Annotated in this window: 16 protein-coding genes, 1 tRNA gene, 1 pseudogene and 1 riboswitch; of the genes and pseudogenes, 14 read left to right on the top strand and 4 right to left on the bottom strand. The window is 72.4% G+C overall.

Features of this window, described 5'->3' with window-relative positions:
- Positions 1 to 14: 14 nt before the first annotated feature.
- A pseudogene (locus tag BLV24_RS22600) lies at positions 15 to 1,007 on the bottom strand (ATP-binding protein); the annotation flags it as partial.
- A 615-nt stretch (positions 1,008 to 1,622) separates the two neighbouring features.
- Here BLV24_RS22600 and BLV24_RS14330 point away from each other — a divergent pair.
- The 6 genes from BLV24_RS14330 (at position 1,623) to BLV24_RS14305 (ending at position 9,518) form a co-directional block, all read left to right on the top strand.
- Positions 1,623 to 2,366, top strand: coding sequence for an IclR family transcriptional regulator (locus BLV24_RS14330; RefSeq protein WP_092683373.1), 744 nt, complete (start codon positions 1,623 to 1,625; stop codon positions 2,364 to 2,366).
- A gap of 482 nt (positions 2,367 to 2,848) precedes the next feature.
- Complete coding sequence (locus BLV24_RS14325; RefSeq protein ID WP_092682973.1) at positions 2,849 to 5,002, top strand: acetate--CoA ligase family protein; 2,154 nt, start codon at positions 2,849 to 2,851, stop codon at positions 5,000 to 5,002.
- Positions 5,003 to 5,175: 173 nt separating this feature from the next.
- A complete protein-coding gene (locus BLV24_RS14320; protein WP_092682971.1) occupies positions 5,176 to 6,060 on the top strand; it encodes an NAD(P)-dependent oxidoreductase in 885 nt (294 codons plus the stop codon).
- Entirely contained in the window at positions 6,057 to 7,457 is a 1,401-nt protein-coding gene (gene tcuA, locus BLV24_RS14315; protein WP_281242927.1) for an FAD-dependent tricarballylate dehydrogenase TcuA, read from the top strand. Before BLV24_RS14320 ends, tcuA begins: the two co-directional genes overlap by 4 nt.
- Positions 7,447 to 8,619: a tricarballylate utilization 4Fe-4S protein TcuB gene (gene tcuB / locus BLV24_RS14310; protein ID WP_092682967.1), complete on the top strand. Its 1,173-nt coding sequence runs from the start codon at positions 7,447 to 7,449 to the stop codon at positions 8,617 to 8,619. Before tcuA ends, tcuB begins: the two co-directional genes overlap by 11 nt.
- A gap of 11 nt (positions 8,620 to 8,630) precedes the next feature.
- On the top strand, positions 8,631 to 9,518 hold the full coding sequence (locus tag BLV24_RS14305; RefSeq protein ID WP_092682965.1) for an MBL fold metallo-hydrolase: 888 nt from the start codon (positions 8,631 to 8,633) through the stop codon (positions 9,516 to 9,518).
- 490 nt (positions 9,519 to 10,008) lie between these two features.
- Here the strand turns inward: BLV24_RS14305 and BLV24_RS14300 are convergent, their stop codons facing one another.
- The 3 genes from BLV24_RS14300 to BLV24_RS14290 all read right to left on the bottom strand — a co-directional run bounded on the left by BLV24_RS14300 (position 10,009) and on the right by BLV24_RS14290 (position 13,080).
- Positions 10,009 to 10,803 (bottom strand): anti-sigma factor, encoded by a 795-nt coding sequence (locus BLV24_RS14300; RefSeq protein WP_092682963.1) that lies wholly within the window; start codon positions 10,801 to 10,803, stop codon positions 10,009 to 10,011.
- Entirely contained in the window at positions 10,787 to 11,353 is a 567-nt protein-coding gene (locus BLV24_RS14295; protein WP_092682961.1) for an RNA polymerase sigma factor, read from the bottom strand. The genes BLV24_RS14300 and BLV24_RS14295 overlap by 17 nt, the downstream gene beginning before the upstream one ends.
- A 95-nt stretch (positions 11,354 to 11,448) precedes the next feature.
- A complete protein-coding gene (locus BLV24_RS14290) occupies positions 11,449 to 13,080 on the bottom strand; it encodes a GMC family oxidoreductase (protein WP_092682959.1) in 1,632 nt (543 codons plus the stop codon).
- Between the two features lie 383 nt (positions 13,081 to 13,463).
- Between BLV24_RS14290 and BLV24_RS14285 the strand changes: the two genes are divergently transcribed.
- The 8 genes from BLV24_RS14285 (at position 13,464) to BLV24_RS14250 (ending at position 22,794) form a co-directional block, all read left to right on the top strand.
- Positions 13,464 to 15,692, top strand: a complete 2,229-nt coding sequence (locus tag BLV24_RS14285; protein WP_143040320.1) for a BTAD domain-containing putative transcriptional regulator — start codon at positions 13,464 to 13,466, stop codon at positions 15,690 to 15,692.
- Positions 15,693 to 15,929: 237 nt separating this feature from the next.
- The gene (locus BLV24_RS14280) at positions 15,930 to 17,582 is read left to right on the top strand and encodes a peroxidase family protein (protein ID WP_092682955.1); all 1,653 of its coding nucleotides are present in this window, start codon (positions 15,930 to 15,932) and stop codon (positions 17,580 to 17,582) included.
- 196 nt (positions 17,583 to 17,778) lie between these two features.
- Positions 17,779 to 17,901, top strand: a riboswitch (guanidine-I (ykkC/yxkD leader).
- 89 nt (positions 17,902 to 17,990) lie between these two features.
- The gene (locus BLV24_RS14275; RefSeq protein ID WP_092682953.1) at positions 17,991 to 19,079 is read left to right on the top strand and encodes a putative urea ABC transporter substrate-binding protein; all 1,089 of its coding nucleotides are present in this window, start codon (positions 17,991 to 17,993) and stop codon (positions 19,077 to 19,079) included.
- Positions 19,080 to 19,153: 74 nt separating this feature from the next.
- Positions 19,154 to 19,966 carry an ABC transporter permease gene (locus BLV24_RS14270; protein ID WP_092682951.1) on the top strand — a complete coding sequence of 271 codons (813 nt, stop codon included), beginning with the start codon at positions 19,154 to 19,156 and terminating at the stop codon, positions 19,964 to 19,966.
- A gap of 10 nt (positions 19,967 to 19,976) precedes the next feature.
- A complete protein-coding gene (locus BLV24_RS14265; RefSeq protein ID WP_092682949.1) occupies positions 19,977 to 20,780 on the top strand; it encodes an ABC transporter ATP-binding protein in 804 nt (267 codons plus the stop codon).
- Entirely contained in the window at positions 20,764 to 22,032 is a 1,269-nt protein-coding gene (locus BLV24_RS14260) for an agmatinase family protein (protein WP_092682947.1), read from the top strand. Before BLV24_RS14265 ends, BLV24_RS14260 begins: the two co-directional genes overlap by 17 nt.
- A 4-nt stretch (positions 22,033 to 22,036) precedes the next feature.
- Positions 22,037 to 22,531: a hypothetical protein gene (locus tag BLV24_RS14255; protein WP_092682944.1), complete on the top strand. Its 495-nt coding sequence runs from the start codon at positions 22,037 to 22,039 to the stop codon at positions 22,529 to 22,531.
- 173 nt (positions 22,532 to 22,704) lie between these two features.
- Positions 22,705 to 22,794 (top strand) — tRNA-Ser (locus BLV24_RS14250).
- Positions 22,795 to 22,878: the final 84 nt, after the last annotated feature.

Below are 22,878 nucleotides of genomic sequence, written 5' to 3'. Positions count from 1 at the left end.
TTCACGCGCGCCTTCACGAGGTCGATGCCGGTGACGGCCTCGGTCACCGTATGTTCGACCTGCAGGCGGGGATTGGCCTCGATGAAGACGGCGGTTCCGTCGGTCTCGTCCACCAGGAATTCGAAGGCGCCCGGCCCCCGATAGCGCGCCGCCCGCGCCAGCGCCAGCGCGTGGCCCAGGATCTCCGCGCGCTGCGCGGGCGTGATCGAGGGCGAGGGCGCGATCTCCACCAGTTTCCGGCGGCGGCGCTGGAGCGATCATTCCCGCTCTCCCAGATGCGCCGCGTCGCCGGTCCCGTCGCCGATCACCTGCGCCTCGATATGGCGGGCGCGGGTCAGCAGGCGCTCGACATACAGTCGCCCGTCGCCGAAGGCGCGCTCGGCCTCCGCGGCGCAGGCGGCGAAGGTGGCCGGAAGCGCGGCGGGATCGGCGACCGGGCGCATCCCGCGCCCGCCGCCGCCCGCCACCGCCTTGACCATCACCGCGCCGCCGGGCCCGAGCCTGTCGAGAAACGCCGCGGCGCCGGCGAGGTCGGTCTCCCCCGAGCCGGGGATCACCGGCACGCCGAGCTCCTGCGTCAGGGCGCGGGCGCGGGCCTTGTCGCCCAGCAGGGCCAGCGCTTCGGCCGAGGGGCCGACGAAGGCGAGCCCGACCTCGGCGCAGGCGCGCGCGAAGTCGGGGTTTTCGGACAGGAAGCCGTAGCCGGGATGCGCCGCGTCGCAGCCCATAGCCCGCCCCGCCTCGATCACCGCCTCGATCACCGCCGCGATGTCGAGATAGGCCGCGGCGCCGTGGCCGGGCAGGGCGACGGCCCGGTCGGCGAGCCGGACATGCAGCGCCTCGGCGTCGTCGGGGGCGTGGATGGCGGCGGTCTCGATCCCCAGCCCTGCGGCGGCGCGCAGGATGCGCAGCGCCACCTCGCCGCGATTGGCGATGAGCAGGCGGGCGGGGCCGGCGGCGGCCCGGCGGGTCGTGTCGGGCGTGGGGGCGGAGGGCGCGGCGCTCATCACGGGGCTCCCGGCCTGTTCCGCCGGGCGTCATCCATGCCGGCGCCCGCGTTTCCATGTCCATGGATATTCGCCCTGTCGGACCACTTGTTCTGTTTTTGCCAGGCGAGTTGACGCGGCGGCGCAATGCTCGCGCATGGGGCGACGCGCAACGATCCGCGAGCGGATTGGGCCCGAGCGCAGACCCGTTCGCATCGGCGAAGCGCAGGCCGGGGGGCTTGCGCGGCGCGGCATCGCGCAGAGCCCGCGCGCGGATCGGAACCGGCTTGCGCCCGGCCCCGGACCTTCGGGTCAAGCGGCGTATCGGGGCGCGCTTCCTCATGGCGTCATGCCGTTCTCCCTGTGCGGGGCGATCCTCCATCCCTCCCCCCCATCCCTTCCCCACGCCATCCCGCACGCCTCCATGGCCCCGGCTGGCCGCGATCGCGGAGCGGCGGTTCGGGAGGCGCGCGCATTCTCCTTGTCGGAACGCGCGGTCCGTTTCGTCTGGATTCGGCGGCGGCGATGGGCGATGGTCGTCGTCCTCCCGGAGCCTCCCTGCGGAGCTGTCTTCGGATGCCGAACCTGCAGGACGCGGCCCCGCCGGTCCGCCTGCCGCCGATCCGAGGACCGTCCATGCCGCCAGCCTCCGCCTCCGACACGACTCCCCCCTCCCCGCTCCCGCCCGAGGCCGAGGCGCCGGGCAAGGGCGTCGCCGCGGTGGACCGGGCGCTGTCGATCCTCGCGGCCATCGAGCAGGGCGAGGAGGCCCCGACCCTCTCCGACCTCGCCCGCGCCACCGGGCTCTACAAAAGCACCATCCTGCGCCTGCTGGAGTCGCTGCAGGGGCACGGCTACGTCTCCCGCGTGCAGGACGCGCGCTATGCGCTGGGCCCCGCCGTGCGCCGGCTCGGCATGGCCTATGAGCGGCGCAACCCGCTGCGCGACCTGGTGGAGCCGGTGATGGCGGCGCTGGTCGAGGCCGGCTGCGAGAGCCCGAGTTTCCATGTTCGCCAGGACGCGCGGCTGCGGCTGTGCCTGTTCCGGCGCGAATCCAACCACTCGACGCTCGACCGGGTCCATGCGGGCGACCTGCTGCCGCTGGATCGCGGCGCGGCGGGCCGGGTGATCCTGGCCTTCGACGGGGCCGAGGGCGAAGCGTTCGAGGCGGTGCGCGTCGCCGGCCACGCCTGTTCGCTGGGCGAGCGCGACCCGGAATGCGCCGGCCTCGCGGCCCCGGTCTTCGGCCCGCATCGCCGGCTGATCGGGGCGCTGTCGCTCAGCGGGCCGCGGGAGCGGTTCAACGCCGAGAACGTCGTCGCCATGCGCGCGCATCTGCTGCCCGCCGCCGCCGGTCTCTCGGTCGCGCTGGGGGGCTGACGCGGTTGCGCGGGGCGCGTTCGCCCGTCTTGCGCCCCGTCTTGCGCCCCGTATGGCCCGCCGTCTCCCGCCCCGCCTGGCGCGCCATCCCGCGCGCCGTCTCCCGCCCGGAAACGGCGCCGCCGGGCGACCCCGCCGCCGCGCCGCGCGGGTGCCCCGGTGACGCCCGCGCGCGGGTGGTCGCGCGGCTTCCGTCCGCGGCCGCCCCGTCGCGCGCCTTCCTATGCTTGCCTTATCGATCCCGTTAACGGATCGTCTTGCCCGGGGGGAAGCGCCGTGCTACCCCCGAGAAAACAGAACATCCGGTGCGACTGGCGGACCAAGGCTCCGACCCGACGTTCCCGCCCCCGGATGTCAGGGAGGACTGGAATGCCCGTTTCGCGTACGGCCGCCGCCGCGGCCCCGCTCGACCACCTGCGCCCGATGATCGGCGCGCGCCCCGACGCGCGGTCTGCCGCGCGCCAGCCCCGCGGGGCCCGGGCATGAGCGCCGGCGGCCGTCTCTATCGCGGCGAGGAGATGAAGCGCCTGCTCGCCCCGCGCTCCATCGCCATCGTCGGCATCTCGCAGCGCGAGGGCTCCTTCGGCCAGCGCACCTACGAGAACCTGGGCGAGTTCCAGGGCGACATCTATTTCGTGAACCCGCGCTACGAAGAGCTGATGGGGCGCAAGTGCTACCCCTCCATCGCGTCGCTGCCCGAGGCGCCCGACTGCGTGGTGCTGGTCACCGCGCGTGAGGCGATCGGCCCGCTGCTGGAGGAATGCATCGCCAAGGGCTGCGGCGGCGTGATGATCTACGCCTCCGGCTTCGCCGAGATGGGCGGCGACAACGCCGAGCTGCAGCGCCGCAACGCGCGCATGGCGCATGACGCCGGCATGCCGATCATCGGCCCCAACGCCATCGGCTTCGTCAATTTCTCCATCGGCGCCGGCGTGACCTTCATGTTCGGCATGGACTTCGAGGAGACCTACGCCCGCCCCGCCGCCGAGCGCCGCGTGGGCCTGGTCACCCAGTCCGGCGCGCTGGGCCTGGCGCTGCACCAGTCGGCCAAGCATGGCCACCACCTGTCGCATATGCTGGCCTGCGGAAACTCGTCGGACGTGGACGTGTCCGACTGCATCTCTTACCTGGCCGAGGATCCGGTCTGCAAAGCCATCGCCGCGGTGATCGAGGGCGTGCCCGACGGCGCGCGCCTTGAGGCGGCGATCAAGAAGGCCCATGCCGCGGGCAAGCCCGTGGTGGTCAGCAAGGTCGCCCGCGGCGAGGCCGGGGCGGCGGCGGCGGCCTCGCATACCGGCTCGCTCGCCGGCTCCCACGAGGCCTACCGGTCCATGGTGATGCGCGCCGGCGGCGTCTTCGTCGACGAGATCGAGGGCCTGATCGACACCGCCCAGTTTCTCGCCAAGGCACGGCCCCCGGTCGAGGGCGCGGAGGGCGTGGCCATCATCGCCACCTCCGGCGGCGCCGGCGTGGTGCTGACGGATGCGGCTGAGGACGCGGGCATCCCGCTTCCCCAGCCCAACGCCGAAGTCCGCGCGGTGCTGGAATCGAAGATCCCCGAATACGGCTCCGCCGCCAACCCGGTGGACGTGACCGCCCAGGTGATCAACGATCGCCAGAGCCTGGTGGACTGCATCAACGCCATGCTGGGGCAGAAGGAATACGGGCTGATGCTGGTCCCGCATCCCAATGTCACCGTGCCCTCCATCGATCGCATGAAGCTGATGAACGAGCTCGCCGGCCAGGCGGGCAAGATCATCGCGGTGCCCTGGCTCTCGGGCTGGCTGGAGGGGCCGGCGGCGGTGGACGTGGCCTCGGCCGACAACCTCGCCGTGTTCCGCTCCGCCCGCCACTGCATGACCGCGATCAGCGAGTGGATGCGCATTCACGCCCAGAAGGTCGAGCCGGTGGACAAGCCCCGCCTGACCACGCCGTCGGAAGGGCTCGCCCAGGCGCTCGCCGCCGCCGGCGGTCAGCCGGTGACCGAGCGCGAGGCCAAGGCCATCCTCTCGGGTTACGGCGTGCCGGTGATCGAGGAGAAGCCCGCCGCCAGCGCCGAGGCCGCCGCCGACATGGCCGCCGCGCTGGGCTTCCCGGTGGTGATGAAGATCGACAGCCCCGACCTGCCGCACAAGACCGAGGCCGGGGGCATCGCGCTCAACCTCAAGTCCGCCGAGGCGGTGAAGGACGCCTACGCCGCCATGATGACCCGGGTGAAGGCCTACAAGGCCGACGCCCGCATCGAAGGCGTGCTGATCCAGCGCATGGCCCCCGCGGGGGTGGAGATCGTGGTCGGCGCGCGCCGCGACCCGACTTTCGGCGCGGTGATCGTCGTGGGCCTGGGCGGCGTGATGGTGGAGCTGATGCGCGACAGCGTCGCCGCGCCCGCCCCGGTCACGCCCCATGAGGCCTCCGAGATGCTGGCCCGCCTGCGCGGCGCCGCGGTGCTCGACGGGTTCCGGGACCTGCCGCCGGTGGATAAGGCGAAGCTGGCCGAGGTCGTGGCCCGCGTCTCCGAATTCGCCGCCGATGCGGGGGCGGGGCTGGCCGAGCTCGACGTCAATCCGCTGATCTGCCGGGGCGACGACATCGTCGCGGTGGACGCGCTCATCATCCCCGGCGCCGGGGAGGACTGAGGCGGAGGAGACGGGATCGGCGCGGCCCCTCCGGGCCGCGCCGGACCGCGCCCGCCCTTCCCGCGCCGTGGCGGCGCCTCCTCCGAACCGGGAGGGGGCGCGACCGCCCTCCCCGGCCGCGCGCCCGGGGAGGGCGCGCTTTCCACGGCGCGCGACAGGGAAGGGGAGACGCCGTGAGCGAACCCGCCGCCATCGGCTTCATCGGGCTCGGCGTGATGGGCGAATCCATCTGCCGCAACATGCTTCTGAAATCCGGCCGCCGGTTCCGGGTCTTCGACCTGGCCGAGGGCCCGCTCGCCCGGATGCGCGCCGACGGGGCGGAGGTCGCGGCCTCGGTCGCCGACATCGCCGCGACCTGCGACCTGATCTTCCTGTCGCTGCCCGGCGGCCCGCAGGTGGAGGCGGTCGTCGCCGGCCCCGGCGGGCTGCTGGAGCATGGACGCGCCGGGCAGGTGGTGGTCGACACCTCCACCGCGCCCGTGGGTCTGACCCGGGACCTCGCCGCGAGACTGGCCGAGAAGGGCGTGGAGATGGCCGACGCGCCGGTCGCCCGCACCCGCCAGGCCGCCATCGACGGCACGCTGTCGATCATGGTCGGCGCGGAGCCGGACCTGTTCGCGCGGCTGGAGCCGTGGCTGCGCCATGTGGCCTCCGACGTCACCCGCTGCGGCGGGATCGGCTGCGGGCAGGTGGTCAAGATCCTCAACAACATGGTGCTGTTCGAGACCGTTGTGGCGCTGTCCGAGGCGCTGGCGCTGGGCGAGGGCGCGGGGGTCGACCGGGAGCTTCTGTTCGACACGCTGTCCAAGGGCTCGGCCGACAGTTTCGCGCTGCGCAATCACGGCATGAAGGCGATGATCCCGGACAATTTCCCGACCGGCGCCTTCCCCACCGCCTACGCGCTGAAGGACGTGTCCTACGCGCTGGACCTGGCGCGGGAGATGGGGATCGCCGCCCCCGGCGCGGCGCTGGCCGAGACCCGGATGCAGGTCGCCCGCGACGCCGGCTTCGCGGAGGAATATTTCCCCGTGCTCGCCCGCGTGGCGGATCGCGCATGAGCATGGACCTGTTCGGACGGGACTGGGACGTGCTGGTGGCCGGCGGCGGCAACGCGGCCCTCTGCGCCGCCATCACCGCAAGGCGCGCCGGCGCGCGGGTGCTGGTGGTCGAGGCCGCGCCGAAGTTCTACCGGGGCGGCAACACCCGCCACACCCGCAACATGCGCGTGGCCCATGACCATCCCAACGAAGTCCTCACCGGCCCCTATCCGGAGGACGAGTTCTGGGAGGACCTGCTGCGCGTGACGGGGGGAAACACCGACGAGCAGCTCGCCCGCTTCACCCTCGCGCAATCGAAGGAGCTCTGGGACTACATGTCCTCGCTCGGCGTGCGGTTTCAGCCGAGCCTCACCGGCTCGTTGTCGCTGGGGCGCACCAACGCCTTCTTCCTCGGCGGCGGCAAGAGCCTGATGAACGCGCTCTACCGCACGGCGGAGGCGGAGGGCGTGGCCGTGGTCTACGACGCCGAGGTCACGGCGGTGGAGATCGAGGGCGCCGCATTCCGCGCGGCCGAAGTCACCCATGACGGCCAGGCGCGCCGCGTCCCCGCCCGCGCCTTCGTGGCGGCGGCGGGGGGCTTCGAGGCCAATATCGAGTGGCTGGAGGAATACTGGGGCCCCGCCGCCCGCAACTTCCGCATCCGCGGCACGCCCTATAACCGCGGGAGCCTGCTGCGCACGCTGCTCGACGCCGGCGCGCAGCAGGTGGGCGAGCCGGACCAGTGCCACGCGGTCGCCATCGACGCCCGCGCGCCGCAGTTCGACGGCGGCATCGCCACGCGGCTCGACTGCATCGTCTTCGGCATGGTGGTGAACCGGGAGGCCGAGCGGTTCTACGACGAGGGCGAGGATTTCTGGCCCAAGCGCTACGCCATCTGGGGCCGTCTCGTCGCCGCCCAGCCCGAGCAGGAGGCCTACGCGATCATCGACAGCCGCTCGATCGAACTGTTCATGCCCTCGATCTTCCCCGCCATCGAGGCGGGAAGCATCGAGGAGATGGCCGGGAAGCTGGACCTCCCCCCCGACCGCCTGCGCGCGACCTGGGAGGCGTTCAACGCCGCCGTCCGCCCCGGAGACTTCGACCCCGCGACGCTGGACGGCTGCCGGACCGAGGGGCTGACCCCGGAGAAGACCAACTGGGCCCGGACCATCGAGCAACCGCCCTTCCACGCCTATCCCCTGCGTCCCGGCATCACCTTCACCTATCTCGGCGTGAAGGTGGACCGGGAGGCGCGGGTCCAGCGGGCCTCGGGCGGAGCCTATGACAACATCTATGCTGCGGGGGAGATCATGGCCGGAAACGTGCTCGGCAAGGGCTACCTGGCCGGGATCGGCATGACCATCGGCTCGGTCTTCGGTCGGCTGGCCGGGCAGGGGGCCTCGTCCCATGTCGCCTGAGGCCGTGACCCCGGCGGAGGCCGCCGCCGCCCACGCCCGCCCGCTCGACCAGCTTCTCCGCGGGCCGGAACTGGCCGAGGCCGCGCGGATCATGACCATCTGCAACGCCTGCCGCTATTGCGAGGGGCTGTGCGCGGTGTTCCCGGCAATGGAGATGCGGCGCGACTTCGCCGCCGGCGACCTGCGCCACCTGGCGAACCTCTGCCATGCCTGCGGCGCCTGCTACCACGATTGCCAATACGCCCCCCCGCACGAGTTCGGGGTGAACGTGCCGAAGACGCTGGAGGCGCTGCGCCCGCGCGCCTACGCCGACCACGCCTGGCCCCGCGCGCTGGCGCCGATGTTCGATCGCAACGGGCCGAAGATCATCGCGCTGACGGCGATCAGCGTCGCGGTCTTCCTCTTCGCCTTCATGGCCTTCGCCGATCCCGGCGTGATGTTCGGCGTGGTCGAGGGGCCGGGCGCCTTTTACGCGATCATGCCCCATAACGTGATGGCGGGCCTGTTCGGCGCGGCCTTTCTGTGGGCCATCCTCGCCTTCCTCATGGGGTTCCGAAACTACTGGCGGGACGTGGAGGGCGGGCTCGGGCCCCGGCTGGGGCGCGGCCCGGATCTGGCGGCGCTGGCGGCGGGCGGGCATGACGCGGGGCGGCTGAAGAACCTGCATGGCGGGGGCATGGGCTGCTTCAACGAGGACGACCAGCCGACCGATAGTCGCCGCCTGCTGCATCACCTGACCTTCTACGGCTTCCTCGCCTGTCTCGCCTCCACCACTTGCGCCACGGCGATGCACTACTTTCTGGGCTGGGAGGCGCCCTATTCCTGGGGCTCGGCCCCGGTGCTGCTGGGCTTTTTCGGCGGCTCGGCGATGACCGTGGGCGCCGTGGGGCTCGCCCGCGCCCGCATGAAGCGCGAGGGGGCGCTGACCGATCCGGCGGGGGGGATGCACGCGGCCTTCACCCATAGCCTCGCCGCGGTCGGCGCCACCGGCATCGCGCTGCTGCTGCTGCGCTCCACCCCCGCCATGGGCACGCTTCTGGCGCTGCATCTCGGCGTGGTCTTCGCCTTTTTCGTCGCGGCGCCCTACGGCAAGTTCGTGCATGGGCTCTACCGCTATCTCGCCCTCGTGCGCCATGCGCAGGAGACGCGGACCCATCATTGAGGAGATGAGGCATGATCCGGCTCGGCGATCTCGAGATCACGCGGGTGGAGGAGCTCTCCACCCCCGGCTCCCCCGCCCTGTTCAAGGCCTGGGACGATGAGGTCGTGGCGGCGGCCGCGCCCTGGTACGTCCCGGACTATTTCGACCCGGCGACAGGAAGCTTCTCGACCTCGATCCATTCCTGGCTGGTGAAGGGGCCGGGCTTCTGCGCGCTGGTCGACCTGGGCTGCGGCAACGGCAAGGACCGCGCGCCGCCGATGCAGGCCTTCGGCGGGCTCGCCACCGACTGGCCGGCGCGGCTGGAGGCGGCGGGGGCGCGCATCGAGGACATCACCCATGTCCTGTTCACCCATCTCCATGTGGACCATGTGGGCTGGGCCACCGTGCCCGACGGGCGGGGCGGATGGACCCCGACCTTCCCCGACGCCCTGCACGTCATGACCCGGATCGAGCGCGACCACCGCGATCCGGAGCGCGGGGCCGCGGGCATGTCGCCCGCCCGCAACGCGCCGTTCCTGGACAGCGTGAAGCCGGTGCTCGACCAGGGCCGCGTCGACCTGGTGGAGGGGGACGAGACCGGCTACCTCCCCGGCATCGACTTCATCCCGGCGCCGGGCCACGCCAAGGGGCAGATGGCCATTCGCTTTTCCGGCGGGGGAAAGACGGCGATCTGCACGGCGGACGTGATGCACCAGCCGATCCAGGTGTTCCGGCCGGACTGGGCCTCGGGTTTTTGCGAGGACAAGCCCCTGGCCGAAATCACCCGGCGCCGCATCCTCGCCCTGGCGGCGGATGAAGGGGCGCTGGTCCTGCCGATGCATTTCGGCGGGACCCATGCCGGACATGTGCGCCGCGCCGGCGACGGGTTCGCCTGGGAGCCGCTGCCGGAACCCGCGTGACCTCCGGCGTTGGCGGGAGGTCGATCGGAGGCGGGCGAAAAAAGTTTCCGGCCTTTGAAACCCGGCCGCGAACGGCGCCGTATCTGCTGTCGACGAAGCGCGCCTGCCGGAACAGGCGGGCTTCGGGCGGGGCATGGCCCGGCGCGGATCGGACTGGGGATTCGATCTGCGCCGCATGTCTTCGCACACCCTGCGGCCTGTCCGCAGGCGGGTCGATGCCGGTCGTGTCTGGGGGCGCGCCGGCAGGGCGCGATCGGGTTTCGATCGCGCGGCGTCGGCCGGTCCTTGGGGGGGCCGGCCGACGCGGCCCGGCAGGGCGCGGGGGGACCCGCGCGCGCCACCCCGTTCCTCGCGACGTTTCCATTCGACGCCCAGGCCGCGCTTTCCCTCCCGCGGGTATTCGTGTCCGGCGGCGCGCGAACCGGGCCGCAAGACAAACGGCCGGAGCGTCGCCGCTCCGGCCGTCGGGTCGTCTGCAAGGCGCCGTCGGTCAGTCCGCCCGGATCAGCTCGCCGGTGAACACCACGTCGCCGGTGGGCGCGCCGGTGGGCGAGCCGCCCGGCGGCTCCACCGACACCGCCAGCACCGAGCCGTCGGTCGGCCCCGCCAGCGCATCCAGCGGCAGTTCTCCGCCCTCGGCCAGCAGACCCAGCGACACCGGGGCCGCGCGGCCGCCGCCGACCACCCACATCTCGTAGACCCGGCCCTCGGGCGCGGGTTCGGGGCGCAGCGGGCGCAGGCTGATGGAGTTGGTGGCGAGGTTGACCTCCGCCACGAAGGCCGGGGCCGCGCCGCCGGGCTGGAGCACGGCCACATAGGTCCCCCGGGCGGCGTCGCTCGGCGCCTCCGCCTGCTGTGCGGGGGGTTGCGGGAACAGGCCCTCGGGCGCCCAGCGGTCCCTGGGCAGGATGACGCCGACGGCCAGCATCGCGGCGATGGCGGCGGCGATCCCGGTGGTCCCGCGCCAGTAGCGCAGCCGCTGGCGAAGTTCGATCACTTCGGCCCCCGCGTCGGCGGCTCCCGTCCTCGCGCCCAGCGCGCCGCCGGGCAGGCGGGCCGCGATCGCCGGCCACACCACGGAGGGCGGATCGACCGGCTCGGCCTCCACCAATCCTTCGGTCAGCGCATCGAGACGCCCCTGCCAGGCCCGCACGGCGAAGGCGAAGCCGGCGTCGTCCGCTTGCAGCCGCGCCGCGGCGCGCCGTTCCTCGGCGTCGAGCGTGCCGAGGACGTATTCGGCGGCATCGCCGTCGTCCCAGCTCTCGCGATCAGGCGGGTTCGCCATCGAGGCATCCTTTCAGCGCCGCCAGCGCGCGGCGCAGGCGTGTCTTCACCGTGTTGACCGGCAGGGCGAATCGGTCCCCCAGCTCCTCCCGGCTCAACCCGTAGAGGTAGCCCAGCAGCACCATGCGCCGGTCATCGCTCTTCAGACCCTCCATGCACGTCCGGAGCGACATCGCGTCGGCCGGATCGGGACCATGCCGCGGCGCGGCGAGACCGGGCCCGTCCTCGGGCTCCAGTTCCTCCGCCGCCGCGGAGATCCGCTCCGACTGGAGACGGATCGCGTCGATCGCCCGGTTGCGCGCGATCGCCGCCATCCACGAGATCGGCGAGGCGCGCTCGGGATCGAACCTGCCGGCGTTCGACCAGATCTTCAGATAGGTCTCCTGCAGCAGTTCCGACGCAAGGTCGGGTCGCCTGGAGATACGCAGGATCACCCCGTAAAGTTTCGCCGAGGTCAGCCGATAAAGTTCGGCGAAGGCGGACTGGTCGCCTTTCGCGGTCTCGGCCAGAAGGCCGGCCAGTTCCGATCTCGCATCCGTCGCCACTCGCATCCCCGTCTCTGCCGGTGTTTCCGGACCGAAAGTGGCTGACAGGGCCGAAAGGTCAAGCGTTGCGCTTGCGGCGACGGGCGGCGCGCTCCGCCCGCTCAGGCGCGCGCGGCGGCGCGGATCAGGCCGGCGGCCTTCTCGGCGATCATCAGGGTGGGCGTGTTGGTGTTGCCCGAGGTGATCGTCGGCATGATCGAGGCGTCCACGACCCGCAGCCCCTCGACCCCGTTCACCCGCAGCTCCGGGTCCACCACCGCGCCCGCATCCGGCCCCATCCGGCAGGTGCCCACGGGATGGAAGATGGTCGAGCCGATGTCGCCCGCGGCGCGGGCGAGATCCTCTTCGGTCTCGTAATCCGGGCCGGGCTTGAATTCCTGCGGCGCGTAGGGGGCCAGCGGGGCCTGGCCGGCGATGCGGCGCGTCAGGCGGATGGCGGCGGCGGCGACGCGGCGGTCGCCCTCGGTCGCCAGGTAGTTGGGGGCGATCAGCGGATGCGCCCGCGGGTCGGCCGAGCCGATGCGCACCGTCCCCCGGCTCTCGGGCCGCAGATGGCAGACGGAGGCGGTGAAGGCGTCGAACGGGTGCAGGGGCTGGCCGAAGGCCTCCAGCGTCAGCGGCTGCACATGGTATTCCAGATCCGCCGAGGCCACGTCCGGCCCCGACCGCGCGAAGGCGGCGAGCTGGCTGGGCGCCATGCTCATCGGGCCGGAGCGGTTCAGCGCGTATTCCATGGCGATCTTCGCCTTGCCCCAGAGCGAGGCCGACATGGTGTTGAGCGTCCTGGTCCCGCTCACCTTGTAGGCCATGCGGATCTGGAGATGGTCCTGGAGGTTGCCGCCGACCTCCGCGCGCTCGGCCACCGGGGCGATGCCGTGTTCGGCCAGCAGGTCTCCCGGACCGACCCCCGAAAGCTGCAGAAGCTGGGGCGAGCCGATGGCGCCCGAGCACAGGATCACCTCGGCCCGCGCCGAGACCCGTTTCAACGCGTCGCCCTGGCGGAAGGTCACGCCGGTGGCGCGGCGGCCGTCGAAGTCCACCCGCTCGGCCTGGGCCCGGGTCATCACCGTCAGGTTGGGCCGGTTGCGGGCGGGGCGCAGAAAGGCGGTGGCCGCCGACCAGCGCATGCCGCGCTTCTGGTTGACCTTGAAATAGCCCACGCCCTCGTTGTCGCCGGAATTGAAATCGGCGATGGCGGGCAGGCCGGCGGCGACGCAGGCGTCGCGGAACGCCTCCAGGATCTCCCATTTCAGGCGCTGGTCCTCGATGCGCCATTCGCCGCCCTGGGAATGGAACGCGTCCTCGCCGGGCGCGTAGTCCTCGAACTTGCGGAACAGCGGCAGCACGTCGTCCCAGCCCCAGCCCGGATTGCCCAGCTGGCGCCAGTGGTCATAGTCCCCCGACTGGCCGCGCAGATACAGCATCCCGTTGATCGACGAACATCCGCCCAGCACCTTGCCCCGCGGATAGAGCAGCTCGCGCCCGTTCAGGCCCGGCTCGGGCTGGGTGCGGAAGCCCCAGTCCGCGCGCGGATTGCCGATGCAATAGAGATAGCCGACCGGGATCCTGAACCAGATCCAGTCGTCCTCGCCCCCCGCCTCCAGCAGGCAGACCGAGCGGGACGGGTCCTCGCTCAACCGGTTGGCGAGCGCGCAGCCCGCGGTCCCCGCCCCGACGATCACGTAATCGAACTCGCCTGCGCTCGTCGCGGCCTCGGTTCCGGTCCCGGTCATGCCCTGTCCTCCCTGCGCCCCTGCCGGGCGTTTGTTCGGCGTGCATGATGGCGCGCGCCGGCGCTGTTCCACAAGCCGCGCCCATCCGCGGCGGGCGGGCCTTCGCGACGCAAGTTGTGCGAAAAGTCACCAAAATAGCAGCCTGTTCGCGCGTTTGCGCCGCATTAGACATGCTCGGCCGGCAGGTTAACATGCACGGAAAGCCGGCATGCGGTCGGGGCTCGGGCCCCGCGACGCAGGGCCGCCAACGCGACCGGAACCGCAGTTGGGCGCGGGGGCGGTCACGCGGCCTGACGGCCGCGACCAAGGGGGAAGTCATCGTGCCACCGCGCGCGACAGGGGGGGCCGAAAGGCTTGAGCTGCGCCTTTTGGGCGAGCCGACGATGTGCGTCGGCGGAAGGGAGCTGCGCAGCGTCAACCGCAAGCTGGTCTGCGCGCTGGCCCTGCTCGCCCTGTCCGAAGGGCGGCGGCTGTCGCGCGACCAGGTGGCGAGCCTGCTGTGGAGCGAGTCCGCCCAGCCCCATGCCCGCGGCTCGCTGCGCCAGCTGATCACCGCGCTGCGGCGGGAATTCCGCGCGATCGGCTATGCGGGCTTCGAAGCGACGCGCAACCAGCTGTCGCTGGACCCGGCCCTGCTGGGCGACGATGTTCACGCGCTTCTGGACCGCGCGGCGATGGGCGAGACCCATCCCGACCTGCTGACCCAGCATGACCTGCCCGACGCCCTGATGCGCGGTTGGGACGACGTGGACCCCGCCTTCGCGGACTGGCTGCAGGCCGAGCGGGACCGGTTGCGCGAGCGGCTGCGCCTGTCGCTGTCGCGTCTGTGGGAAAGCCAGGGGATCGACAGCCGGCCGGGGCGCGAGGCGGCGCGGGCGCTGGTGCGGCTGGACCCGACGCAGGAGCGCGCGGCCCAGGCGCTGATGACCTCGCTGGCCCGCGGCGGCGACGGCACCGCGGCGCTGGCGGTCTATGCCGAGCTGAGCCGCATGCTCGGCCAGCACCATGAGGCGGCCCCGAGCCGCGAGACCCGCGAGCTCGCCCGCCGCATCCGGGCGGGGGAGCTGGAACCCGCGCCCGCGTCCGCGCCCGCTTCCGCGCCCGCTTCCGCGCCTGCGCCTGCGCCTGCGCCGGAGGATGCGCAAGGCGTCGGCGAGGCGGCGGGCCGGGGCGCCGCGTCCCCGGGCGGCGCGCCCCGGCCGACGCCGGACGCGGTGCTGCTGGTGGAGCCCTTCACGATGCGCGGCGGGCGCGCGGAGGAGCGGGCCGCGCTCGACGGTCTGCGCGAGGCGCTGATCGGTTCGCTGATCCGCTTCCGGGAATGGCAGGTGGCCGAGGCGCCCGAGGGCGCCGCCGCCGAGCTCGGGACTGCGACCGGGACTGCGACCGGAACTGCGAACGGGGCCGGGACCGGCCCGCAGGACGGCCTGCGCTTCGGGTTGCGCGGCTCGGCCCGCCACGCGCCCGGCGGCATCGAGATCTCGCTGACCCTGCGCGAGCTGGCGACGGGGCGGTTCCTGTGGTCCGAAACCCTGGACCTGCCCGCCGATGACGGCGCCGAGGCCCGCCCATGGGACGCCTCCGCCTCCGCCGCCGACGCCGCGACGGGCCGGACCCGCGAAGCCGCGCAGGAACGGCGCGAACGCCTGCTCCGGCAAATGGCCATCGCGCTCAATGTCCGCCTGTCGGAGGCGCGTCCGGGGGGAAGCGGCGACGGCTCACGGCGCGAGACCTGGCTGCGCGGGCAGCGCATGATCCTCAACTTTGATCCCGAAAGCTGGCTGCGGGTCGGGCGGGAGATGCGGGCGCTGGTCGACGCCGCCCCCGACTACGCCCCGGCCTGGAGCGCGCTGGCCCAGATCGAAACCACCGCCCATATCGCGCGTCCGGGCATGATGCGGGAGGGCGCGCGGGCGGCGGCGGCGGCGGACTGCGCCTTGCGGGCGGTCGCGCTCGACCCGCTGGACAGCCGGGCGCGGCTGGCGCTGGGCTGGGCGCATGTCTATTCCGGCCGCTGGCCGGCGGCGGCGGACGCCTTCGACATGGCCTTGCAGCTCAACCCCCATGACGCCTGGATCCTGACCTCGGTCGCGCAGGCGATGGCGGCGTTCGGGCATCACGCCCGGGCCGCCCGGCTCGCCGGCGCGGCGCTGGAGGCGATGCCGCTCACGAACCAGTCGCGCTGGGGCTATCACGCCTCGATCCGCTTTTTCGGCGGGGATTTCGAAGGCGCGCTGGAGGCCGGGCGTCTCGCGGGCGAGAGCCATGCCAACAGCGGCGGCTGGCGGGCCGGGGCGCTGGCGCATCTGGGGCGGCGGGAGGAGGCGCGGGCCGAGGCCCGGCAGCTGGTCGCGCGGCTGGCCCGGGTATGGGTGGCGGACACCGCGCCCGATCCGCTGGCCTGTTCGCGTTGGGTGCTGGGGGTGGTGCCGACCCGTCGGGAAGCCGAATGGCGGCTGCTGCGCGACGGGCTGGCCATGGCCGGGTTGCCGGCGGCGGGTCTGGACTGGCCCGGGCTGGCGGGCGGCGCGGCGGCCCGGCCTCCGACGGCGGGCGAGGTTCGGGGGCGAGCCCCGGGCGCGGCCGGGCGAATCGCGGGTGATTCGCCTTGATGGCGGCGGCCGGGGACGAACGCGGCGATCTTCGCGTTCATATGGAGATCCGAAACGGGGAACTGGTCCCGCCACTCTCGAAATCCCTAGAAATTCACAGGGTTCCTTAGAATCCCGCCCGGGATTCACGATGATTTCGCGACGCTTAATCTAGCATTCATTCATGGGGCGCGTGCGGAACGAACGCGATGCGCCGTGGAATGCGGGCGCCGACCGGGCGTCGGATCGGAGGAGCGGGTGATTTTCGCGACCGGGCGGGCCTGGATCGAGCAGGGACTTGATGTCGAACGCCGCGCCCCGCGCAGGCCGGCGAGCGGCGAGACCTGGCTGGCCGCCTCCGACGATCCCCGCGCCGTGGCGCGCGCGTCGCGCGAGGGCGCCGGCTACGGCTACCTGTTCCCTGCCGGCGCCGCCGCGGCCCGCCCCCGCGCCGACGACGACCGCCGGCTTTCGGCCCTGGCCGCGGCGATGGCCGATCCGGACATGCCCGGCGCCGGCGCCCCGACCGCCGACGCGCCGGGGCCGGTCTGGGCCGTTTTCGCCCGCATCGTCGCCCATGATATCTGCGCGCTGGCGGATCTGGCCCCGCGCGGCCTGCGCGACCCCGACGCGCCGCGCAGCGCCCGGGGCACCGAGGCCGCGCTGGTCAATCTGCGCGACGGGCGGTTCCGGCTCGCCAGCGTCTACGAACCCGACGCCTCCCCGGGCCCCGATGCGGAGCATCTGGCGCGGCTGATGCGCGAGCCGGGCGCCGAGGCGCGGCTGCGGCTCGACCGGTTGGCGCAGGCGCACGCCTCTCATCCGGGCGCCGATCTGCCGCGCATGGCGCGCGTGTCGGGCCGGGCGGGGCGCGCCGGGGGCGCCACGGGCTCGGCGGCGCTGATCGGCGACCGGCGCAACGACGCCGACCTCGCCGTCTCGCAGATGCATGTGGCGCTGATCCGCTTTCACAACCGGGTCGTGGAGTGGCTGGTCGACGCCGGCGGCTGCCCGCCCGAGCAGCTGTTCGACCGCGCCCGGCGGCTGACCGTGCTGCATGCGCAATGGCTGGCGCTGAACGCCTGGCTGCCGCGGATCTGCGATCCGGCGGTGCTGGACCGGGTGCGGCGGGCCGGGGCCCCGGTGTTCCGGCGCATGGTCATGCGCCGCCGGCGAGAACGTCAGGGACTGGGCGCCGGGCTGTGTCTGGGCCGTCCGGACGCGCCGCTGCCGGCGCCGCTGGAGGCCTGGTGCGCCGCCGCCTGGCATTTCCGCAGCCTGGAGCGCGCCCGCTACGACCTCAACCCCGCGCGGATGCGCGCGCCGGCCGAGCTGCTGCGCCGCAGCGGCGGGGCCTGGCTGGAGGGCGGGCGCCTGCCGGCGGACCGGGCCGTGGACTGGTCGCTCTGGATGGACGGAGCGGCGTCGGGGCCCGACGCGGTGGCGCTCGACACCCGGCTCGCGCCCGAGCCGGATTTCGCCCAGGCCCAGGCCGCCCGTGCCCTGCGCACCCTGCGCCGCGGGCGGGCGCTGAACCTGCCCTCGGCGCAGGACTGCCTTGCGGGGTTCGCGCGGACCTATAGCGGGCTGGTCCGGCCCCTGACCTCCGAGGCGCTGTGCGGCGGCCATACCGGCCAGGCCCTGCGCGACGGTCTGGCCGAGCGCACGCCCCTGTTCTTCTACGTGCTGCGCGAGGCCGAGACGCTGGGCCGGGGCGCGCGGCTGGGGCCGCTCGGCTCGGCGCTGATGGCCGAGGCGGTGATCGGGGCGCTGGTCTGCGACCCGGCCTCGGTCTGGAACACGCCGGGCAGGGGGGGCGGGCGCTGGTCGCCGGACCTTGGCGCGCGCCCCGACGGGATCGTGGTGGATGGGCTGGAGGCGTTCTTCGCCGCGGCCGGGGGCGGCGCCTGAAATCCGGGCGGGCCCCTGAACCCGGCAGGCCCGGGCGCCCCGCGCCGCTGCGTCACCGGGCATCTCGGCGCCTAATTCCAGGGCGAGAAGTCGAGGATTGATCGAAACATGGGCGTCGCCCCGGTTTCCGCGCCCCCGATCCGCCCCGCCGCGCCCCGCTTTCCCCTGCTGGCACGTCGCATGCATGGCTCCTCCCGCGCAGGACGCCTAGGGTTCCGGCCGCGCTTTCCCCCGGCGGGAGACGCGGCGCTGGTCCGAGAGGCGTCGTCCCGTGAGCCGCAGCCCATGGGATACACGGCGGGAGAAAAGCCCGGGAGGCCACTGCGACGGTCCGCAAGCGCGAATGGTTCCGTCCGCGCCTGCAGGCCGCAGCCTCCTTGGACGGGACCTGCCGGAGGGACCCTTGCGATGACCCGACCGAACCGACCGCTGACCGCAATCGCGGCGGCCGCCGCCTTCGCCGCCGCCTCCCTGCTCGGGCCCGCCGCGGGCCAGGCGCAGGAGAAGACCGACTTCAGGGTGGCCTGGTCCATCTATGTCGGCTGGATGCCGTGGGGCTACATGTCCGACAGCGGCATCATGGACAAATGGGCCGAGAAATACGGCATCACCGTCGAGATCGTGCAGATCAACGACTATATCGAGTCCATCAACCAGTACACGGCCGGCGCCTTCGACGGCGTGTCCGCCACCAACATGGACACGCTGTCCATCCCCTCGGGCGGGGGCGTCGACACCACCGCGCTGATCGTGGGCGACTATTCCAACGGCAACGACGCCATCCTGGTGAAGGGCGAGGGCAAGACCGTCGCCGATCTCAAGGACATGCCGGTCAACCTGGTGGAGCTTTCGGTCTCCCACTACCTGCTGGCGCGGGCTCTGGAGGACGCGGGGCTGGCGGAGCGGGATCTTTCGGCCGTCATCAACACCTCGGACGCCGACATGGTCGCCGCCTGGCAGACCGACGACGTGCAGGCGGTGGTGACGTGGAACCCGCTGGTCTCCTCGATCATGGAGATGGGGGGGCTGACCAAGGTCGCCGACAGCTCCGACATCGCCGGCGAGATCATCGACCTGATGGTGGTCAACACCGAGGTGCTGGAGGCCAATCCCGCCTTCGGAAAGGCCCTGACCGGCGCCTGGTACGAGACCATGGCCCTGATGTCCTCCGACACCGAGGAGGGGCGCGCGGCGCGGCTTGAAATGGGCGAGGCCTCGGGCACCGATCTGGCGGGCTATGACGCGCAGCTCGCCTCCACCGCGATGTTCTACGACCCCGCCAGGGCGGTGGAGTTCACCGTGTCCGAGGCGCTGCCCGAGACCATGTCCGAGGTCGCCGAGTTCCTGTTCGACAAGGGCATTCTCGGGACCGGCGCGCCCTCGGCGGACTATGTGGGCGTGGAATATCCCGGCGGGACCGTCACCGGCGATCCGGCCAACGTGAAGTTCCGCTACACCTCCGAGTACATGAAGATGGCGGCCGACGGGGCGCTCTGACCCCGGCCCTTCGACGTCCGGCGCGGGCGGGGGGCGTCCCCGCCCGCGTCTCCATCCCCCGGAGCGGAGCCTTCATGCGCTGGATCAACCGACGTCCCGGGCGGCTCGCCGCCGTCGCGCTGGCCGCCTTGCCCTTCGTGCTGGCGCTGATCGCCTATGCGGTCGCCTCCGACCTGCGGCGGGCGGAGAACCCGGCCGACAAGCTGCTGCCGGCCCCCGCCCGGATCCTGGAGACGGCGGTGAACCTCGCCACCGTGCCGGACCGGCGCTCCGGCGACATCCTGCTGTGGCTCGACACCGCCGCCAGCCTGACCCGGCTGGCCGAAGGCGCGGCGATCTCGGCCGGGCTGGGGCTGGGCTTCGGGCTGCTGATCGGGCTGCTGCCCGGGGTGCGGGCGGGGGCGGCGCCGTTCGTGTCGGTGATCTCGCTGATCCCGCCGCTGGCGATCCTGCCGATCCTGTTCATCGTCTTCGGGCTGGGGGAGCTTTCCAAGGTCGCGCTGATCGTCATCGGCATCGCGCCGGTGCTGATCCGCGACATCGCACAGCGCACCGCCGAGATCCCCGAGGAGATGCTGGTCAAGGCGCAGACGCTGGGCGCCTCCACCTGGACCATCCTGACCCGCGTGGCGCTGCCGCAGGTGCTGCCCCGGCTGATCGGGGCGCTGCGGCTGGCGCTGGGCCCGGCCTGGCTGTTCCTGATCGCGGCGGAGGCCATCGCGTCGACCGAGGGGCTGGGCTACCGCATCTTCCTGGTGCGCCGCTATTTCGCGATGGACGTGATCATACCTTACGTGGTCTGGATCACCCTGCTGGCTTTCCTGATGGATCTCGGGCTGCGCAGCCTTCACCGGCGCGCCTTCCCCTGGTCCGGCCCCGCGACGTGAGGAGGCGCGCATGAGCTTCGTATCCGTCCGCGACATCTTCCAGTCCTACGGCCCCCGCCCGATCCTGGAGCGGGTGAGCCTCGACGTCGAGGAGGGCGAGTTCGTCTCCATCGTCGGCGCCTCGGGCTGCGGCAAGTCCACTTTCCTCCGCCTGCTGCTGGCGCAGGAGCGGCCGACGCGCGGGACCATCTCCATCGCCGGCGCCCCGCCGGCGCAGGAGCCCGACCGCGACCGCGGCGTGGTCTTCCAGCGCTATTCGGTGTTCCCGCACATGACGGTGCGGGGCAATCTGATCGCCGCCGAGGAATTCGGCGGGGCCGGCGTGATCCCGCGCTTTTTCGGCGCCAGACGGCGCGAGGCCGCGGCCCGCGCCGACGAGGTGCTGGGTCGCGTGGGCCTCGCCCATGTGGCCGACCAGTATCCGGCGGCCCTGTCGGGGGGGATGCAGCAGCGGCTCGCCATCGCCCAGGCGCTGGCCGGGCGGCCGCGGGTGCTGCTGCTGGACGAGCCCTTCGGGGCGCTCGACCCGGGCACGCGGCTGTCCATGCATGTGTTCCTGCAGGAGCTGCGGGCCGAAACCGGCATGACCGTGTTCATGGTCAGCCACGACCTTGAAGAGGCCTTCAAGCTGGGCGACCGGGTGCTGGTCTTCGACAAGCCGCGCTGGGATCCGATCGAACCGGAAGCCTACGGCGCCACGATCACCTATGATTTCGACGCGCGGAACGGGGGCGTCCCCTTCCAGGCGGCCGCCGCGGCCGCGCGCGCCCTGCACGAACCGCAACGAGAGGACGACCATGTTCCCGCAAGCTGAGCCGCGCCGCCGCGCCCCCGCCGCCGCCCGCGCCCCCTGGGCCCCGGGCCGCGTCCGCGCCCATCACCCCGACCTCTCCAAGCTGCTGGGCTGGAAGGCGATGCGGGCCGAGGCCGACATTCCCGGCGACGAGTGGGAGAAGGAGAAGGCCTGGGCCCTGCGCATGGGCCTGACGGGCGCCGATTCCATCGAGGACCGCTCCATCCCCACCTTCGCCCGCGGGGAGCTGCCGCATTACGCCGGCATCAACACCTTCCTGAAGGCCCCCTATTGCGAGGACGTGACCGAGGTCGGCCATTACGACGCCACGGTGCTCGGCATCCCCTTCGACGGGGGCACCACCTACCGGCCCGGCACCCGGTTCGGGCCTCAGGGCGTGCGCAAGATCTCGGCGCTCTACACGCCCTACAACTACGAGATGGCCATCGACCTGCGCGAGCAGATGACGCTCTGCGACGCGGGCGACGTGTTCACCATCCCCGCGAACCTGGAGAAGAGCTTCGACCAGATCTCGCGCGCCGTGTCCCATGTGGCGTCCTCGGGCTCGTTCCCGATCATGATCGGGGGGGATCACTCCATCGGCTATCCCTGCGTGAAGGGGATCGCGGACGTCACCTCCAAGAAGATCGGCATCGTGCATTTCGACCGCCATGCCGACATCCAGGAGAAGGACCTGGACGAGCGGATGCACACCACGCCCTGGTTCCACGCCACCAACATGCCCAACGTGCCGGCCAAGAACCTGGTGCAGGTCGGCATCGGCGGCTGGCAGGTCCCGCGTGAGGCGGTGAAGGTGGCGCGCGAACGCGAGACCAACATCATCACCATGTCGGACATGGAGAGGATGGGCGTCGACAGGACCGCCGAGATGGCGCTGGAGATGGCCTGGGACGGGGTCGATATGGTCTACATGTCCTTCGACATCGACAGCATCGACTGCGGCTTCGTCCCCGGCACCGGCTGGCCGGAGCCCGGCGGCTTCCTCCCGCGCGAGGCGCTGGCGCTGGCCTCCAAGGTCGCGGCCGAGGGGCTGTGCGGGATGGAGCTGGTCGAGGTCTCGCCGCCCTACGACACCTCCGACATCACCGCGTTGATGGGCACGCGGGTGATCGTGGACGTGCTGGGAAGCATGGTGGCGGCGGGCAAGATGGGCGCTCACAAGCGCCATATCGACAAGCCGGTGAGCCTGCCCCATGGCGACTGGTCCGAGGCGACGCATGGCCGGCGCTGGGGCCGGCCGTCGAAGGGTTGAGCCGATGGCGCATGATCACCCACACGCGTCCTCGCAGGGCCACGGCCACGGGCATGACCACGGGCACGGCCATGACCACGGGCACGGGCATGGCCATTCCCATGGCGAGGGCCACAACCACGCCGCCCATGGCGGCCACCTGCATTCCCACATGCTTCCGCAGGACCATGCCGATGAGCTGCGCATCCTCGGCGCCCAGTTCATCGACGGCTTCCGGGAGGCGAAGGACAAGGCCGCCTATCTCCGCATCGCGGGCGTGCCGCTGGAGATCGAGGACCCGGCCGGGGGCCCGCCCCTGAAGCTGGTCGACGTGACGCTGACCACGGAATGGCAGGTGGGCACCGCCTCGCCCAGCTTCGGCTCGCGGGAGCTGAGCTATCTGCCGTTCCCGGGCGAGATGATCTCGGAGCGCACCAACATGGGCTTCGTCTACGTCTCGATGGACGCCAAGCGGGTGACGGACCTGCGCGACTTCCTGGCGGCGCTGCAGGCGAGCTGACCCTGGGCGGGGCTTGGGGGGGGGCGTGCGGCGCCCGTCTCCGGGCGGGCGGCCCGCCCGCCCTCCCCCGACCCGCCCGGAGACGGGCGCCATCGGGTCGCGGTCAAGTCGGGAGGAAACATCGCCCGAGACGTCTTGAACCGACGGAAAATCTTGGGTAGATGCAGCGCCACGGAGAGGTGGCCGAGTGGTCGAAGGCGCACGCCTGGAAAGTGTGTATAGGGGAGACCCTATCGTGGGTTCGAATCCCACTCTCTCCGCCAACACCCTTATGCTATTGATAGTTAATAGAAAATCGGGATGGACACATCGCCGCTGAGGTCCGTCTTGTACCACAAGGACGGCGG

Source organism: Albimonas donghaensis (genome assembly GCF_900106695.1).
GTDB classification, from domain to species: Bacteria; Pseudomonadota; Alphaproteobacteria; order Rhodobacterales; family Rhodobacteraceae; genus Albimonas; species Albimonas donghaensis.
The sequence above is the reverse complement of the archived record's forward strand: the minus strand, read 5'-3'. Positions and strand labels throughout refer to the sequence as shown.

Coding starts and splice junctions, on each gene's coding strand:
- BLV24_RS14330 (WP_092683373.1), top strand. CDS start 1,623: ATGCCGCCAGCCTCCGCCTCCGACACGACTCCCCCCTCCCCGCTCCCG.
- BLV24_RS14325 (WP_092682973.1), top strand. CDS start 2,849: ATGAGCGCCGGCGGCCGTCTCTATCGCGGCGAGGAGATGAAGCGCCTG.
- tcuA (WP_281242927.1), top strand. CDS start 6,057: ATGAGCATGGACCTGTTCGGACGGGACTGGGACGTGCTGGTGGCCGGC.
- tcuB (WP_092682967.1), top strand. CDS start 7,447: ATGTCGCCTGAGGCCGTGACCCCGGCGGAGGCCGCCGCCGCCCACGCC.
- BLV24_RS14305 (WP_092682965.1), top strand. CDS start 8,631: ATGATCCGGCTCGGCGATCTCGAGATCACGCGGGTGGAGGAGCTCTCC.
- BLV24_RS14300 (WP_092682963.1), bottom strand. CDS start 10,803: ATGGCGAACCCGCCTGATCGCGAGAGCTGGGACGACGGCGATGCCGCC.
- BLV24_RS14295 (WP_092682961.1), bottom strand. CDS start 11,353: ATGCGAGTGGCGACGGATGCGAGATCGGAACTGGCCGGCCTTCTGGCC.
- BLV24_RS14290 (WP_092682959.1), bottom strand. CDS start 13,080: ATGACCGGGACCGGAACCGAGGCCGCGACGAGCGCAGGCGAGTTCGAT.
- BLV24_RS14285 (WP_143040320.1), top strand. CDS start 13,464: ATGTGCGTCGGCGGAAGGGAGCTGCGCAGCGTCAACCGCAAGCTGGTC.
- BLV24_RS14275 (WP_092682953.1), top strand. CDS start 17,991: ATGACCCGACCGAACCGACCGCTGACCGCAATCGCGGCGGCCGCCGCC.
- BLV24_RS14270 (WP_092682951.1), top strand. CDS start 19,154: ATGCGCTGGATCAACCGACGTCCCGGGCGGCTCGCCGCCGTCGCGCTG.
- BLV24_RS14265 (WP_092682949.1), top strand. CDS start 19,977: ATGAGCTTCGTATCCGTCCGCGACATCTTCCAGTCCTACGGCCCCCGC.
- BLV24_RS14260 (WP_092682947.1), top strand. CDS start 20,764: ATGTTCCCGCAAGCTGAGCCGCGCCGCCGCGCCCCCGCCGCCGCCCGC.
- BLV24_RS14255 (WP_092682944.1), top strand. CDS start 22,037: ATGGCGCATGATCACCCACACGCGTCCTCGCAGGGCCACGGCCACGGG.